Below are 15,268 nucleotides of genomic sequence, written 5' to 3'. Positions count from 1 at the left end.
GCTAAGCTTCCCCTAAGCTGCGCCGCTGCCATAAAACGGTTAGACTGCGGCTCTCGTGCAGCTTTATTGACAGCCAGGAACCCGTTCGACCTTGCGTGACCATTCCCACATCTACGAAGAGCACAGCGACGTGTGCGCCCACTGCGGCCAGCCACTGCCGATGCGGGGCCGCCCGGTGCTCACGTACGGCCGCAAGGGACTGAACCGCCCGGCGCTGGTCGGCACGATCCTGCTGCACGTCCTGCTGGTCGTGATCTGGTTGTTCCAGCCTGACAAGGATGCGAAGCAGGCCAAGCCGGCCTCGGGCGACGAGGGCAAGGTGGTCTACGTCGCACCAATGCAACAAAAACCGGCGGAGGCGCCGCGAGCGCAGGCGCCGAAACCCTTGCCGATGCCCTCCATCCCGGTGCCGCGCCAGGAGCGGATCGAGATCGCCCGCTTGCCGGACACCATCACCACGCCGCCGGAAGAGCCGGTCAAGGAAACGAAGCCGCCGCAGAAGTTCGACGAGCAAAAGCCGGTCGACATGCAGGACTTCATCAATGCGCGCCGCCGCCAGCGCGGCGCGGCAACCGGCAGCGAGCAGCCGGCGGCCGAGGAAAGCGACGCGGCGAAGGGCATGCGCAATGCACTGGCCAACGTCGCCGCCATCAACGGCCGCGGCCGCGAAGACCGCAACGAGAGCGGCGGCGTGTTCTCGATCTCGAACAAGACTTTCCACAGCATGGACCTGAAGTTCCGCGGCTGGAACCCGAACTTCCAGCGCCGCTGGCTGACGCAGGTGACGGTGGAGCAGGGCAGCGAGCCGGACGTCGAGATCGCCGTGGTCAAGAAGATGATCGAACTGATCCGCCGCGAAAAGACCGGCGACTTCGAATGGGACTCGCACCGGCTGGGACGCATCGTCAAGCTGAGCGCGCGGCCCCAGGATACCGATGCCCTGATGACTTTCCTGTTCAAGGAAATGTTCCCGGAGTACAAGCCGCCACCGCAGTGGCGCTAAGCAGCATTCCTCGTAGCAGACCCAAGCGGCCGTGAAGACAGGCCGGTTCTCCTCGCATACCTGCACTCAAGAAACGCGTTCAATCTGGCGCAATAGTCCGGCGCTAAGGACTGTTGTGCTTGCCCATATGACAAGCGAACTGAAGCGCTTAGGCTGTATTTACGCCTACCGATCCGGATAGGCCAGCCATGTCCGGGGACTGCCTCCGGGCATCGTTCACACTCTACCGGAGAGCACGTCATGATCGACAAGCCATACGAGGTGTGCAATCAGTCGCGCCGCGCCACCCTGAAAGCGGCCAGCCTCGCCCTCTGCACCAGCATGCTGCCGCTTGGCGGCGTGGCCCTTGCCAACACACCGGCGCCACGCTACCGCCGCTACAATGCGTCGGGCCCGCATGGTGCGCGCATGCTGAAAAGCTATGCCAAGGCCGTGCGCGCCATGCTGGCCCTGCCGCCCGAGGATCCGCGCAACTGGTACCGCCAGGCCATCATCCACACGCTGGACTGCCCGCACGGCAACTGGTGGTTCCTGCCATGGCACCGCGCCTACCTCGGCTGGTTCGAACAGATCTGCCGCGACCTGAGCGGCGATCCGCAATTCGCCCTGCCGTACTGGGACTGGACCGCGGAGCAGAAAGTCCCGGCCGGCATGTTCGACGACGTGCTCGACCCCAACCACGCGGCCTACACGGCGACCGCCGGCGATTTCCAGCGCGCCCTGAGCGGCGTGCTCGAAGGCGCCGGCTACTGGTCGCTGCCCGGCGGGAGCTTCAATCCCCGTTCGCAGCTCAGCCAGCTGCTGACGCGCCGCATCCGCTTCGAGCAGGACGTGATGTTCGACATGGTGACCGATCCGCGCGGCCGCATGTTCTTCGACCAGCCGGGCGCGCGCGGCATCCGGCGCGAGCAGCCCGGCTTCTCGCTGGCCACGGCCGACGCCTGCTCCCCGGCCACGATCCAGGCCGCGCTGGCGGCGCCCGATTTCCCCACCTTCGGCAGCCCGAAGACAGCGAATCACAGCACCTCGGCCGGTTTCGGCATCCTGGAAGCCCGGCCCCACAATTCGATTCACCGCTGTGTGGGTTCGCGCGACTGCAATTTCGTCGAGACGCGCGGCTTCATGGCCAGCATGCTGTCCCCGGTGGATCCGATCTTCTTCCTCCACCACGGCAACATCGACCGGCTGTGGGAAGTCTGGGCCCGCCGCCAGATGCGCCTTGGCCTGCCGCACCTGCCGGCCGGTGCCGAGCTGCGCACCGATTTGCCGGACGCAGAGAAATCGGCGGCGGAACGCGCGACCGATTACTACCGCTGGGCGCGTCAGAACTTCCTGTTCTTCGTTGACAAGGAAGGCAGGCCCGTGACCAGGACCCGGACCGAGGACTACACCGCGATGAGCGCCTTCGACTATGGCTACGAGCAGGGTTCCGGCGACGACGCGGTTCCGGCGGCGGTGGCCGTCCCGCGCGGGAAAGCGATGCGCGGGCAGGTCGTCGAGGGCAGCGTGCTCAGGCGGCGGGTCGACAGGGCGCAACCGGCCACGGCGAACGTGCGCTTGCCCGGCACCATGGTCGATGCGGTCAGGACGAGCGGCCAGGTGCTGGTGGCCAACGTCACCCTGAACTTCCCCCAGATGTCGCACGACGCCTACATGGTGATCCTCAATGGGCCGGACGATTTGTCGCACGTGGATGCGTCCAGCCCCCATTACCTGGCAACCATCATGATGTTCGGCCACCGCGGCACCCACGGCGCCCTGACCTATACCTTGCCGCTAAGCGACAAGCTGCGCCAATCGATGCCGGCGGACGGCAGCATCCAGCTGCGCATCGTGCCGATGTGCGGGCCGGATTGCCATGAGGATGGCCATGACCATCATCATCACGATACGGCCCATGGCGAGGCGGTGGAGCTGCTGGCGGTGAACGTCCAGGCTTACTGACGGGGCAAGAAAAAACCGCGCTGAGTGTGAACCGAGCGCGGTTTCTCGTGAGAGGGGAGCTGCTCAGCCCTGCGCCTTCAGCTTGCGCGCCACGTCCAGCGCGAAGTAGGTCAGCACGCCGTCGGCACCGGCGCGCTTGAAGGCCATCATCGATTCCATCATGACCTTGTCATGGTCCAGCCAGCCGTTCTGCGCCGCCGCCTTGATCATCGCGTACTCGCCGCTGACCTGGTAGGCGAAGGTCGGCACCTTGAACTCGTCCTTCACGCGGCGCACCACGTCCAGGTAGGGCATGCCCGGCTTGACCATCACCATGTCGGCGCCTTCGGCCAGGTCGAGCGCGACTTCGCGCAGGGCTTCGTCGCTGTTGGCCGGGTCCATCTGGTAGGTGTTCTTGTCGGCCTTGCCCAGGTTGGCGGCCGAGCCGACCGCGTCGCGGAAGGGGCCATAGAAGCTCGATGCGTACTTGGCCGAATAGGCCATGATGCGGGTGTGGATGTGGCCGTTCGCTTCCAGGGCGTTGCGGATTGCTCCGATCCGGCCATCCATCATGTCCGAGGGCGCCACCACGTCGACGCCGGCCTCGGCCTGCGCCAGCGCCTGGCGAATCAGCATCTCGATGGTCTTCTCGTTGACGATGTAGCCGTTCTCGTCCGGCAGGCCGTCCTGGCCGTGGGTCGTGTAGGGATCGAGCGCCACGTCGGTCATGATGCCCAGTTCCGGGAACCGACGCTTCAGTTCGCGCACGGCGCGCGGCACCAGGCCTTCCGGGTTGGTCGCTTCAATGCCGTCATAGGTCTTGAGCGCGGGATCGCAGACCGGGAACAGGGCCAGCATCGGGATGCCCAGGGCCACGCATTCCTCGGCCACCTTCAGCAGCAGGTCCACCGACACCCGCTCCACGCCCGGCATCGAGGCCACCTGCTGGCGCTGGTTCTCGCCCTCGAGGATGAAGACCGGATAGATCAGGTCCGAGGCGGTGACGACGTTCTCGCGCATCAGGGCGCGCGAGAAGGGATCGCGGCGCATGCGGCGCATGCGGGCGGCAGGGTAGGTGGCGGGGGTGATGATGGTCATATCAATCCAATGCGGTCCAGTGCTGAGTCTGAAGGATTATTCCGAATCCGAATCCGAATCAGGAGCGGCTGCCGAATCCTCGTCGGTGCCGCCGGCTTCCGGCGCTTCGCCGTCCAGCCCCAGCAGTTCGAGGATCTTGGCGTCCGCTTCCTCGATGCCGATGCGCTTGAGCGCCGAGAACAGCTGCACCGTGAAGGGGAAGCCTTCGCCTTCCTCGTCGACGTAGCTGTCGAGGATTTGCCGCGCCTGGCGCAGGGCGTTGGTCTTTTCGTTCTGGTTGAGCTTGTCCGCCTTGGTCAGGATGCAGTGGATCGGCTTGCCGGTAGGGGCGAACCATTCGAGCATCTGGATGTCGAGGTCGGTGAAGGGACGGCGCGAATCCATGATCAGGACCAGCGCGGCCAGCTGCTCGCGGCGCTGGACGTAGTCGCCCAGCAGCTTCTGCCAGTGCAGCTTGGCGTTGCCGGACACTTCGGCGTAGCCGTAGCCCGGCAGGTCGACCAGCAGCGCTTCGATCTCGTCGACCCGGACCGCGTCCTTGCGGTGCTGGCCCACGTGAGCGCCGCCGATCGAAAAGTAATTGATGTGCTGGGTGCGGCCGGGCGTCTTCGAGGCGAACGCCAGGCCCTTCTGGTTGGTGAGAATGTTGATCGCCGTGGATTTGCCCGCATTCGAGCGGCCGGCGAAGGCGATTTCGGGCACTTCCGTGCCAGGGAGATCGCGCAACTGATTAACGGTCGTAAAGAACCGGGCCTGCCAAAGTCTGGACATAAGGGAAGGTGTAAATGACAACGAAATGGCGATGAGGAAACAAAGCTATTGTACAATAAGGGGTTGAACCATGCTCCGCTCCGGGGGAGTACCAAGAAGGCTGCTGCACTGTTTCACTGTAAATCCAAAATTCTGTTTTTGACTTTTTCAGGGTGCTTGAATGAATCGTTTGACGTTTCCGCTTTTGAAGTCCTTGTTGGTTGCAAGCCTGGTCCTGTGCAATAGTGCCTCCGCGGCTACGCCAACCGCCGTCGCCAAGGCCGACCCGGCCAAGGGCGGAACCCTCTACGATGCGGGCGACGCCGCGCGCGGCCTGCCTGCCTGCATGTCCTGCCATGGCGCCGCCGGCAACTCGACCATCGTCGCCAACCCGAAACTCTCGGGCCAGATCGCAGACTACACCCACAAGCAGCTGGTCGACTTCACCACCCCGAACCGCCAGAACCCGGTCATGACGACCTATGCCAAGATGCTGACCGAGGACGAGAAGCGTCACATCGCCGCCTACCTCGCCACCCAGAAGGTCAAGCCGGGCGCCGCCAAGAACAAGGACACCGTCGAGCTGGGCCGCAAGATCTACCGCGGCGGCATCGCCGAGAAGGGCGTCGCCGCCTGCGCCAGCTGCCACGGCGCCACCGCCGGCGGCATCCCGGCCCAGTACCCGCGCCTGTCGGGCCAGCACCAGGACTATACCTACGCCCAGCTGGACGCCTTCAAGAACGGCACCCGCAAGAACAGCATCCAGATGACCACGCTCGCACAGCGCATGTCGCCGGAAGAAATGAAGGCGGTATCCGACTATATCGCAGGCCTCAAATAAGCAGCGCAGGAACGTAAGAACGAAGGGCGGCGGCGCTGAGCTGGCTGCCCTTTTTGCTGTATGCTCGTCGGATTTGCTGGCGCTTTACGGAAGTAGTGGAACATGCGTACCACCGGAATTGAACTGAACACCCGCCGCCGCGGGTTCGCCGAAGCGGTCGAGCTGGTGTCCTCGATGCGCTTCGCCATCAGCCTGCTGACGATCGTCGCCATCGCCTCGGTCATCGGCACCGTCCTCAAGCAGAACGAGCCGATGCCGAACTACGTGAACCAGTTCGGGCCGTTCTGGTTCGAGGTGTTCGCCAAGCTCGGCCTGTACAGCGTGTACTCGAGCTGGTGGTTCCTGCTGATCCTGGTCGTCCTGATCCTCTCCACCGCCCTGTGCGTGGTGCGCAATGCGCCGAAGATGGTGCGCGACATGCGCAGCTGGCGCGAGCACGTGCGCGAAGAATCGCTGCGCAACTTCCACCACAAAGCCGAGTGGAGCGCGCCGCTGGCCCGCACCCTTCTTGCCGCCCAGACCGCCGAACGCCTGCGCCATGCCGGCTATGCCGTCAAGCTGGTCGAGAAGGACGGCGGCCTGCTGGTGGCGGCCAAGAAGGGCGCCGGCAACAAGTTCGGCTACATCTTCGCGCATAGCGCCATCATCGTGATCCTGCTGGGCGGCATGCTCGACTCGGAACTCCCGGTCAAGTTCCAGCAGTGGTTCCTCGGCAAGACGCCCTTCGGCGGCAGCGGCGTGATCGCCGACATCCCGGCCCAGCACCGCCTGGGCACGTCGAACCCCAGCTTCCGCGGCAATACCCTGATCGCCGAAGGCCAGACCAGCAATACGGCGCTGCTGCCCCAGGCCGCGGGCGTGCTGGTGCAGGAGCTGCCGTTCTCGATCAAGCTGGAAAAGTTCCACATCGATTTCTACTCGACCGGCATGCCCAAGCTGTTCGCCAGCGACGTGCTGGTGCGCGACAGCGAGACCGGCAAGACCTTCCCGGCCACGATCAAGGTCAACCATCCGCTGATCTACAAGGGCATCGCCGTCTACCAGTCGAGCTTCGACGATGGCGGCAGCAAGCTCAAGCTCACCGGTTTCCCGATGAGCGGCACGGCCGACAAGGCTTTCCAGATCGAGGGCACGGTCGGCTCGGCCACCGAACTGAAGCAGGGCGGCGAGACCTGGTCGGTCGAATGGTCGGGCTTCCGTCCGTTCAACGTCGAGAACATTGCCGCGAATCAGGACGCCCGCGCGGTCGCGAAAAACACCTCGTTCAACGAGCAGTTCGCCAGCACACTGGGCAAGGCCTCCGGCTCGGCGGCGAAGAACGATGGCGCCAAGGATCTCAAGAACGTCGGCCCGAGCGTGCAGTACAAGCTGCGCGACAAGACCGGCCAGGCGCGCGAGTTCATGAACTACATGCAGCCGCTGACCCTCGAGGGCGCCCAGGTCTACCTGGCCGGCGTGCGCAGCAATCCTTCGGAAAACTTCAGCTTCTTGCGCATTCCGGCCGACAGCGAGTACAGCGTGCGCACCTGGATGCGCCTGCGCGCCGCGCTGGCCGACCCGGCGCTGCGCAGCGAGGCGGCCAGGCGCTATGCGGCGCGGGCGCTGGCGCCGGAGCAGCTTGCGCAGGGCGGGCTGGCGGCGCAGCTGGAAGAATCCGCCGGCCGCACGCTGGCGATCTTCTCCGGCGAGGGCGGCCGTGGCGGTTTCATCGGCGTGTCGCAATTCCTGGAAAAGATTCCGCAGGCGGAGCAGGAAAAGGCCGCCACCATCTTCATGAAGATGCTCAACGGCGCCCTGTGGGAGCTGTGGCAGGCCGCCAATGCGCGCGCCGGCCTGGCGCCGGTCGAGCCGACCGAAGCCAACGGCCGCTTCCTGCAGCTGGCCACGAATGCCCTGTCGGACAGCGTGTTCTACGGCGCCCCGGTCTACCTGCAGCTGGAAGAGTTTGTCGAGGTCAAGGCCTCCGTGCTGCAGATGACGCGTTCGCCGGGCAAGAACATCGTCTACTTTGGCTGCCTGCTGCTGGTGGCGGGCGTGTTCGCAATGTTTTATATTCGTGAACGGCGCATCTGGGTGTGGCTGCGCGATACTGAGGGTGGCGCCCATGCGCTGATGGCCATGAGCACCCAGCGCAAGACGCTCGACTTCGAGCGCGAATTCGACGATTTGAAAGAAAAACTGCCGCAGCCGGCTTGAAGCCGCGGCAAGGAGACCACGATGGAACTGTCGCAAACACAAGCCGGCCAGACCAAGGCCTATGTCCAGCAGCCGGGATTTTTCCGCAGCCTGAACGCGATCGACTGGCTGTACGGCGCCGCCCTGCTGGCGGCCGCGCTGTTCGCGCTGAACCGCTACGCCCACCACATGGACATCTACGAGCAGGTGATCCTGGTCCTCACCGCGCCGACCTTCGCGCTGCTGGGCTGGCACTGGAAGCCGATGCGCTGGCTGCTGCCGCTGGTCGCCGTGCTGTCGCTGTGGGCGATCTCGCAGTACGGCGGCGCCATCGATGCCGCCAACCAGAAATTCTTCCTGAAATACATGCTGTCGAGCCAGTCCGCCATCCTGTGGATGAGCGCGCTGTTCGTGTTCTCGACCGTGTTCTACTGGCTGGGCCTGGTCAGCCGTTCGGCATTCGGCGGCTCGATCGGCAGCAAGCTGTGCTGGGCGGGCGTGGTGCTGGGTGCCACCGGCATGATGGTGCGCTGGTACGAGTCCTACTTGCTGGGGCCGGACGTGGGTCACATCCCGGTGTCGAACCTGTATGAAGTATTCATCCTGTTCTCGCTGATCACCGCGCTGTTCTACCTGTATTACGAGCAGCGCTACGCCACCCGCCAGCTGGGCCCCTTCGTGCTGCTGATCATCTCGGCCGCAGTCGGCTTCCTGCTGTGGTACACGGTGTCGCGCGACGCCGCCCAGATCCAGCCGCTGGTGCCGGCCCTGCAGAGCTGGTGGATGAAGATTCACGTGCCGGCCAACTTCATCGGCTACGGCACCTTCGCCCTGGCTGCGATGGTCGGCACCGCCTACCTGCTGAAATCCCACGGCATCCTGGCCGACCGTCTGCCGGCGCTGGAAGTGCTGGACGACGTCATGTACAAGTCGATCTCGGTCGGCTTCGCCTTCTTCACGGTCGCGACCATCCTGGGCGCCCTGTGGGCGGCCGAAGCCTGGGGTGGCTACTGGTCCTGGGACCCGAAGGAAACCTGGGCGCTGATCGTCTGGCTCAACTACGCGGCCTGGCTGCACATGCGCCTGATGTCGGGCCTGCGCGGCCGCGTGGCGGCCTGGTGGTCGGTGGTGGGCTTGCTGGTGACCACCTTCGCCTTCCTGGGCGTGAACATGTTCCTGTCGGGGCTGCATTCCTACGGCGAACTGTGATCGTCCCGGCCCGTCTAACGCAGCCTTAAGGGAAAGTGGTGTAATGTAAAACCTCACACACTCCGTGAGGTTTGTCATGTTGATCAAGAAACCTGGCGAGGGCGGGATCATCCTTCCCTCCGAGATCACGCCGCGCGAGGTCTACGAAGGCCGCCGCCAATTCATCGCCCGCATCGCCGCCACGGCCGCGGTCGGCACCGGCATCTGGGAGATGGCCAACCGCGAAGCCTTCGCCCAGGGAGCGAAGCTCGCCGCTACCCGCAACGCGGCCCTGTCCACGCAAGAACAGCAGACCTCCTTCAAGGACGCCAGCTCCTACAACAACTACTATGAATTCGGCACCGACAAGGGCGACCCGGTCGAGAACGCGCACACGCTGCGTACCCGGCCGTGGACGGTGACGATCGAGGGTGAGGTGAAGAAGCCGCTCACGCTCGACATCGACCGCATCACCAAGCTGGCGCCGCTGGAAGAACGCATCTACCGCCTGCGCTGTGTCGAAGGCTGGTCGATGGTAATTCCCTGGGTCGGCTATTCGCTGTCGAACCTGCTGAAGCAGGTCGAGCCCACTGCCAACGCCAAGTACGTCGAATTCATCACCCTGGCCGACAACAAGCAGATGCCGGGCCTGCGCAGCCCGGTGCTCGACTGGCCCTACGTCGAGGGCCTGCGCATGGACGAGGCCATGCATCCGCTCACCCTGCTCACGGTCGGGATGTACGGCCAGGTGCTGCCGAACCAGAACGGCGCGCCGGTGCGTTTGATTGTGCCATGGAAGTATGGCTTCAAGTCGGCCAAGTCGATCGTCAAAATCCGGCTGGTGAGCCGTCAGCCGCGCACCGCGTGGAACGATTCGGCGCCGAACGAATACGGCTTTTATTCCAACGTGAACCCGAACGTGGACCATCCGCGCTGGTCGCAGGCCAGCGAGCGCCGCATCGGCGAGGACGGCTTCTTCAAGGCCAAGCGCAAGACCCTGATGTTCAACGGCTACGACCAGGTCGCCTCGCTGTACAGCGGCATGGACCTCAAAAAATTCTTCTGATGGCGTTCAATCCGTCGCCCAAACAGCTCACGGCCATCAAGGCGGCCGTGTTCGTGCTGGCGCTGCTGCCTTTCCTGCGCATGGCCTGGCTGGTGGCGCAGCAGGTGCCGGTCGAGCCGCTCGAGTTCCTCACGCGCGGCACCGGCGACTGGACCCTGTACTTCCTGTGCATCACGCTGGCGGTGACGCCGCTGCGGCGCCTGAGCGGTTGGAACTGGGTGATCAAGCTGCGCCGCATGCTGGGGCTGTTCGCCTTCTTCTACGCGCTGCTGCACTTCACCTGCTTCTTCTGGTTCGACCATTTCTTCGACATCGCCGCGATGCTGAAGGATGTGGTGAAGCGGCCCTTCATCACGGTCGGCTTCATCGCCTTCGTCCTGCTCATCCCGCTGGCGGCGACCAGCACCAATGCGATGGTCAGGCGCCTGGGCGGCAAGCGCTGGCAGTGGCTGCACCGGCTGATCTACCTCATCGCGCCGCTGGGCATCCTGCATTTCTGGTGGATGAAGGCGGGGAAGAACGATTTCCAGGAGCCGATCATTGTCGGCCTGGTCGTGGCGCTGCTGCTGGGATTGCGCGTGTACTGGCGCTACGCCAAGAAAACGCAGGCGGCGCGCGCCTGAAAAAAAGGCCTGCTGTTGCAGGCCTTGGTTTTTACTTCAGCATCGATTCCAGCCCAAACAGCTCGGCCGGATTCTCGCGCTGGCGAATCACGTGGACCTTGTCGCCATCGACGACCACCTCGGCCGCGCGGCCGCGGGTGTTGTAGTTCGAGGCCATGGTCATGCCATAGGCGCCGGCCGTCATGATCGCCAGCAGGTCGCCCGGCTCCACCGCGAGGTCGCGCTCGCGCGCCAGCCAGTCGCCCGACTCGCATACCGGACCCACCACGTCATAGGTCAGCTTGTCGCCTTCGCGCGGCACCACCGGCTGCACGCCCATCCAGGCCTGGTACAGGGTCGGACGCATCAGGTCGTTCATGGCCGCGTCGACGATGGCGAAGTTCTTTTCCACGCCCGGCTTCAGGTATTCGATTTTGGTCAGCAGCACGCCGGTATCGGCCACGATCGAGCGGCCCGGCTCGAAGATCACCTTGACCGGCTTGCCCTCGTACTTGTCGGCGCGCCAGGCGTCGATGCGGGCGAACAGGCGGCCCAGGTAGTCGCCCACCGGCACCGGCGGCTTGTCGCCTTCGGCGCCGTAGTTCACGCCCAGGCCGCCGCCGATGTCGAGATGGTGCAGATTGACGCCTTCAGCGGCCAGCGTATCGATCAGCTCGATCAGCTTGTCCAGCGCTTCCAGCAGCGGCGCATCGTCCAGCAGCTGCGAGCCGATGTGGCAGTCGATGCCGACCACGTCCAGGTTCGGCAGCGAGGCAGCGGTGCGGTAGGTGTCGAGCGCGTCGTCGAAGGCCACGCCGAACTTGTTGGCCTTCAGGCCGGTCGCGATGTAGGGATGGGTTTTGGCGTCCACGTTCGGGTTCACGCGCAGCGACACCGGCGCGCGCCTGCCCATGCTGCCGGCCACCTCGTTGAGGCGGTGCAGCTCGGGAATGGATTCCACGTTGAAGCACAGGATGTTCTTTTCCAGCGCCAGCTTCATTTCGTCGACGGTCTTGCCGACGCCCGAGAAGATGGTCTTGCGCGGGTCGCCGCCGGCCGCGATCACGCGCAGCAGTTCGCCGCCCGAGACGATGTCGAAGCCCGCGCCCTGGCGCGCCAGCAGGTCGAGGATGGCCAGGTTCGAATTGGCCTTCATCGCGTAGCACACCAGTGCGTCGCGGCCGCGGCAGGCATCGGCGTAGGCGCCGAAGTTGTCCAGCAGGGCGGTTTTCGAATAGACGTAGGTCGGCGTGCCGAATTGGTCGGCGATGGCGGACAGGGCGACGCTGTCGGCGTGCAGGACGCCGTTCTGGTACTGGAAGTGCGACATGAAAAAGGCTTTACTTGGTAGGGGCCGGGGTGGAGGCGTTATTGGAAGGAACGGGTTGTGCAGGCTGCGGATTCGCTGCGGCGGTAGCTGCAGGGGCGGGCTTGGCGGGCGGATTCGGCATGTAGAGCGGACCCGTCTGGCCACAGCCGGCCAGGGCGGCAAGCACGGCCGCGCTGGAAAGAAGTGCGATGCTGGACTTCACGATTAGAATGGTGGTTTGATTAGCAGACTTTGGAGTGTAGCATGACCGAATCCGAATTTTTGGCGCTGGCCGAAAGCACCCTGGACCGCATCGAGGCCTGCCTCGACAAGCTGAACGACGACGACGTGGTCGACGTCGAGTGCAAGCGCAGCGGCAACGTGCTGGAGGTGGAGTTCCTCGACAACGCGTCGAAGATCATCATCAACAGCCAGGCCCCGCTGCAGGAAATGTGGGTAGCGGCGCGCTCGGGCGGTTTCCACTACAAGCGCGTGGGCGACGAGTGGCGCAATACGCGCGACGATACCGAGCTGTTCGCCTCGCTGTCGCAGTACGTGACGGAGCAGGGTGGGGCGCCGGTGGCGCTGGGCTGATTTGTGCGGCAGGAGCAAAAATGGCAGCCCGTGGGCTGCCATTTTTTACGGCTGGTCAATAATCAGAACAGCTCGTTCCTGACCGCGTCGCGCTGTTTCTGCTCGGCCGGCGCCGGCGGCGGGCCGACGTCCAGCGCCTGCACCCCGGTGCCCGGCGGCGTCTCGGCGTAGTAGTACTCGCCGTTGGCCAGCACCAGGCCGGACGGTACTTCGCGCTCGGCCATCTCCTCGCCCTTGAGCGCCTTGCCCATGTAGCCGATCCAGATCGGCAGGGCCAGGCCGCCGCCGGTCTCGCGGTTGCCGAGGTTCTTCGGCTGGTCGTAGCCGATCCAGGCGATGCCCACCAGCTTCGGGTGGTAGCCGGCGAACCAGGCGTCGACCGAGTCGTTGGTGGTGCCGGTCTTGCCGGCCAGGTCGCTGCGCTTGAGCGACATCGCCTTGGCCGCGGTACCGTAGCGCACCACGTCCTTCAGCATGCTGTCGACCAGGAAGGCGTTGCGGGCGTCGATCACGCGGTTCGCTTCGACGCCGGCGCGCTCGGGACGCGCTTCCGACAGCACCTTGCCGTCGCTGTCGGTCACCTTCGAGATGATGTAGGGACTGATGCGGTAGCCGCCGTTCGCGAACACGGCGTAGGCGCCGGCCATCTGCAGCGGCGTGGTCGAGCCGGCGCCCAGCGCCAGGGTCAGGTAGGCCGGGTTGCGGTCCGGGTCGAAGCCGAAGCGGGTCGCGAATTCCTGGCCGTAGCGCGCGCCGATCTTGTTCAGGATGCGGATCGAAACCATGTTCTTCGACTGGGTCAGGCCGCGTCGCATGGTCATCGGGCCTTCGTACTTGTTGTCGTAGTTCTTCGGCTCCCAGGCCTGGCCGCCGGTCTGGCCGGCGTCGAACGAGATCGGGGCGTCGTTGACGACGGTCGCCGGCGACAGGCCGCGCTCGAGCGAGGCCGAATAGATGAAGGGCTTGAACGAGGAACCCGGCTGGCGCCAGGCCTGGGTCACGTGGTTGAACTTGTTGCGGTTGAAGTCGAAGCCGCCCACCAGCGCGCGGATCGCGCCGTCCTCGGTGCTGGCCGCCACGAAGGCCGATTCCACTTCCGGCATCTGGGTAATGACCCACTTCGATTCGTCGTCCTGCATCACGCGGATTACGGCGCCGCGGCGCAGGCGGCGGTTCGGCGCGGCCTTCTCGGACAGCCAGGCCTTGGCGAAGGACAGGCCCGGACCGGTCATCTCGATGGTCTCGCCCGAGGCGATGGTGGCGCTCACCTTGGCCGGCGAAGCTTGCAGCACGATGGCGGCGACGATGTTGTCGCTGTCCGGATGCTCGGCCAGTTCGGCCTCGATCGCTTCCTCGGCTTCGCCTTTCTCGCGCGGGATCTCGATATAGGATTCCGGGCCGCGGTAGGGATGGCGGCGCTCGTACTCCATCACACCGCGGCGCACCGCCAGGTAGGCCGCGTCCTGGTCGGCCTTGGTGATGGTGGTGAACACGTTCAGGCCGCGGGTATAGGTGTCTTCCTTGAACTGCTCGTAGACCAGCTGGCGCGCCATCTCGGCCACGTACTCGGCATGCACGCCGAAGGCGGTGCTGTCGGTCTTGATGATGAGCCGTTCGTCCTTGGCCTGCGCGTACTGGGCGTCGGTGATGTAGCCGAGCGAATGCATGCGCTGCAGGATGTACTGCTGGCGGGTCTTGGCGCGGGTCGGGTTGACGACAGGATTGTAGGCGGACGGCGCCTTCGGCAGGCCGGCCAGCATCGCGGCTTCGGCCACGCTGATGTCGCGCAGGTCCTTGCCGAAATAGATCTGGGCCGCCGACTGGAAGCCGAAGGCGCGCTGGCCCAGGTAGATCTGGTTCATGTAGAGCTCGAGGATCTGGTCCTTGCTCAGGTTCTTCTCGATCTTCCAGGCCAGCATCGCTTCATAGGCCTTGCGCTTGAAGGTCTGCTCGGACGACAGGAAGAAGTTGCGCGCCACCTGCTGGGTGATGGTCGAGGCGCCCTGGCGCGTGCTGCCGGTGGCGTTGCGGAAGACCGCGCGCAGGATGCCCCAGTAGTCGATGCCGCTGTGCTCGTAGAAGCGGTCGTCCTCGATCGACAGCACCGCCTTCTTCATGACGTCCGGGATGTCCTTGAAGCGCACCAGGGTGCGGCGCTCTTCGCCGAACTCGCCGATCAGGACGTTATCGGCGGTGAAGATCCGCAGCGGCATCTTGGGCCGGTAGTCGGTGATGGTGTCGAGCGCGGGCAGGTTCGGATAGGCCATCGCGAGCGCGAACACGAGCACCAGCACGCCGATGGCGGCCAGGCCGGTGAGGGCGCCGAGCGCCAGCAGGACCAGGCGCTTCGGGCTGTACTTCGACGCGCCCTGGTTGGACGATTGTTTCTCTTTCATGCTTGTTTTCACTCCCTTGAACCGTCCCATTATAAGTCACGCGTTTCAACGGTGACACACTCCCTGCTGAGTACGAACTTAAGCGAAAGCAAGCAGAACAATGGCAAGCAGGAAACGGTCGTGGCAGCGGTGATAACACTCTCTGCCAGAGTGTGGCGCGCATGCGCCGGATTGATGTGTTCCCTCATAGAAATATCTTGTCTGGGTGCATCCTTTTCAGTACGATCTAACGCGGTGCCTCATAAATATGCACCAACTCAGTGATTTAACAGGACATATCCCCCAGCGGGCGTTCAACACAAGATCCTGCTTTGAAGCGGGAA

Annotated in this window: 13 protein-coding genes; 8 read left to right on the top strand and 5 right to left on the bottom strand. The window is 64.6% G+C overall.

Translation table 11 applies throughout. From position 1 onward, the window contains the following. Nucleotides 1–91: 91 nt before the first annotated feature. Both ACSQ25_RS22645 and ACSQ25_RS22640 read left to right on the top strand, forming a co-directional pair. Nucleotides 92–1,003: a hypothetical protein gene (locus tag ACSQ25_RS22645; RefSeq protein ID WP_436107895.1), complete on the top strand. Its 912-nt coding sequence runs from the start codon at nt 92–94 to the stop codon at nt 1,001–1,003. Nucleotides 1,004–1,243: 240 nt separating this feature from the next. Then, entirely contained in the window at nt 1,244–2,947 is a 1,704-nt protein-coding gene (locus ACSQ25_RS22640) for a tyrosinase family protein (RefSeq protein WP_436107894.1), read from the top strand. A 63-nt stretch (nt 2,948–3,010) separates the two neighbouring features. On the opposite strand, the gene hemB is transcribed toward ACSQ25_RS22640, so the two are convergent. Both hemB and yihA read right to left on the bottom strand, forming a co-directional pair. Next, entirely contained in the window at nt 3,011–4,024 is a 1,014-nt protein-coding gene (gene hemB / locus ACSQ25_RS22635) for a porphobilinogen synthase (RefSeq protein ID WP_436107893.1), read from the bottom strand. 36 nt (nt 4,025–4,060) lie between these two features. After that, entirely contained in the window at nt 4,061–4,795 is a 735-nt protein-coding gene (yihA, locus tag ACSQ25_RS22630) for a ribosome biogenesis GTP-binding protein YihA/YsxC (protein WP_436107892.1), read from the bottom strand. A gap of 160 nt (nt 4,796–4,955) precedes the next feature. Here yihA and ACSQ25_RS22625 point away from each other — a divergent pair, with 160 nt between their 5' ends. The 5 genes from ACSQ25_RS22625 (at nt 4,956) to ACSQ25_RS22605 (ending at nt 10,667) form a co-directional block, all read left to right on the top strand. Beyond that, the gene (locus ACSQ25_RS22625; RefSeq protein ID WP_436107891.1) at nt 4,956–5,615 is read left to right on the top strand and encodes a c-type cytochrome; all 660 of its coding nucleotides are present in this window, start codon (nt 4,956–4,958) and stop codon (nt 5,613–5,615) included. A 102-nt stretch (nt 5,616–5,717) separates the two neighbouring features. Further along, nucleotides 5,718–7,811, top strand: a complete 2,094-nt coding sequence (locus ACSQ25_RS22620) for a cytochrome c biogenesis protein ResB (protein ID WP_436107890.1) — start codon at nt 5,718–5,720, stop codon at nt 7,809–7,811. A 21-nt stretch (nt 7,812–7,832) separates the two neighbouring features. Further along, a complete protein-coding gene (gene ccsB / locus ACSQ25_RS22615) occupies nt 7,833–8,999 on the top strand; it encodes a c-type cytochrome biogenesis protein CcsB (protein ID WP_436107889.1) in 1,167 nt (388 codons plus the stop codon). Between the two features lie 76 nt (nt 9,000–9,075). Further along, nucleotides 9,076–10,044: a protein-methionine-sulfoxide reductase catalytic subunit MsrP gene (msrP, locus tag ACSQ25_RS22610; protein WP_436107888.1), complete on the top strand. Its 969-nt coding sequence runs from the start codon at nt 9,076–9,078 to the stop codon at nt 10,042–10,044. Continuing rightward, complete coding sequence (locus ACSQ25_RS22605; RefSeq protein WP_436107887.1) at nt 10,044–10,667, top strand: sulfite oxidase heme-binding subunit YedZ; 624 nt, start codon at nt 10,044–10,046, stop codon at nt 10,665–10,667. Before msrP ends, ACSQ25_RS22605 begins: the two co-directional genes overlap by 1 nt. Nucleotides 10,668–10,698: 31 nt before the next feature. On the opposite strand, the gene lysA is transcribed toward ACSQ25_RS22605, so the two are convergent. Both lysA and lptM read right to left on the bottom strand, forming a co-directional pair. Then, nucleotides 10,699–11,976, bottom strand: coding sequence for a diaminopimelate decarboxylase (gene lysA, locus ACSQ25_RS22600; protein ID WP_436107886.1), 1,278 nt, complete (start codon nt 11,974–11,976; stop codon nt 10,699–10,701). 10 nt (nt 11,977–11,986) lie between these two features. After that, nucleotides 11,987–12,178: an LPS translocon maturation chaperone LptM gene (gene lptM, locus ACSQ25_RS22595; protein WP_436107885.1), complete on the bottom strand. Its 192-nt coding sequence runs from the start codon at nt 12,176–12,178 to the stop codon at nt 11,987–11,989. 41 nt (nt 12,179–12,219) lie between these two features. Between lptM and cyaY the strand changes: the two genes are divergently transcribed. Continuing rightward, a complete protein-coding gene (cyaY, locus tag ACSQ25_RS22590) occupies nt 12,220–12,549 on the top strand; it encodes an iron donor protein CyaY (RefSeq protein ID WP_436107884.1) in 330 nt (109 codons plus the stop codon). A gap of 62 nt (nt 12,550–12,611) precedes the next feature. Here the strand turns inward: cyaY and ACSQ25_RS22585 are convergent, their stop codons facing one another. Next, nucleotides 12,612–14,945, bottom strand: coding sequence for a penicillin-binding protein 1A (locus tag ACSQ25_RS22585; RefSeq protein WP_436107883.1), 2,334 nt, complete (start codon nt 14,943–14,945; stop codon nt 12,612–12,614). Nucleotides 14,946–15,268: the final 323 nt, after the last annotated feature.

The sequence above is a fragment of the Massilia sp. LjRoot122 genome (genome assembly GCF_964252725.1).
Lineage (GTDB): Bacteria > Pseudomonadota > Gammaproteobacteria > Burkholderiales > Burkholderiaceae_D > Telluria.
Note: the sequence above shows the minus strand (reverse complement) of the source record. Positions and strands in the feature narration are given on the sequence as shown.

Excerpts from the sequence above, each read along its gene's own strand:
- ACSQ25_RS22640 (WP_436107894.1), top strand. The coding sequence starts at position 1,244 with ATGATCGACAAGCCATACGAGGTGTGCAATCAGTCGCGCCGCGCCACC.
- hemB (WP_436107893.1), bottom strand. The coding sequence starts at position 4,024 with ATGACCATCATCACCCCCGCCACCTACCCTGCCGCCCGCATGCGCCGC.
- yihA (WP_436107892.1), bottom strand. The coding sequence starts at position 4,795 with ATGTCCAGACTTTGGCAGGCCCGGTTCTTTACGACCGTTAATCAGTTG.
- ACSQ25_RS22625 (WP_436107891.1), top strand. The coding sequence starts at position 4,956 with ATGAATCGTTTGACGTTTCCGCTTTTGAAGTCCTTGTTGGTTGCAAGC.
- ACSQ25_RS22620 (WP_436107890.1), top strand. The coding sequence starts at position 5,718 with ATGCGTACCACCGGAATTGAACTGAACACCCGCCGCCGCGGGTTCGCC.
- ccsB (WP_436107889.1), top strand. The coding sequence starts at position 7,833 with ATGGAACTGTCGCAAACACAAGCCGGCCAGACCAAGGCCTATGTCCAG.
- msrP (WP_436107888.1), top strand. The coding sequence starts at position 9,076 with ATGTTGATCAAGAAACCTGGCGAGGGCGGGATCATCCTTCCCTCCGAG.
- ACSQ25_RS22605 (WP_436107887.1), top strand. The coding sequence starts at position 10,044 with ATGGCGTTCAATCCGTCGCCCAAACAGCTCACGGCCATCAAGGCGGCC.
- lysA (WP_436107886.1), bottom strand. The coding sequence starts at position 11,976 with ATGTCGCACTTCCAGTACCAGAACGGCGTCCTGCACGCCGACAGCGTC.
- cyaY (WP_436107884.1), top strand. The coding sequence starts at position 12,220 with ATGACCGAATCCGAATTTTTGGCGCTGGCCGAAAGCACCCTGGACCGC.
- ACSQ25_RS22585 (WP_436107883.1), bottom strand. The coding sequence starts at position 14,945 with ATGAAAGAGAAACAATCGTCCAACCAGGGCGCGTCGAAGTACAGCCCG.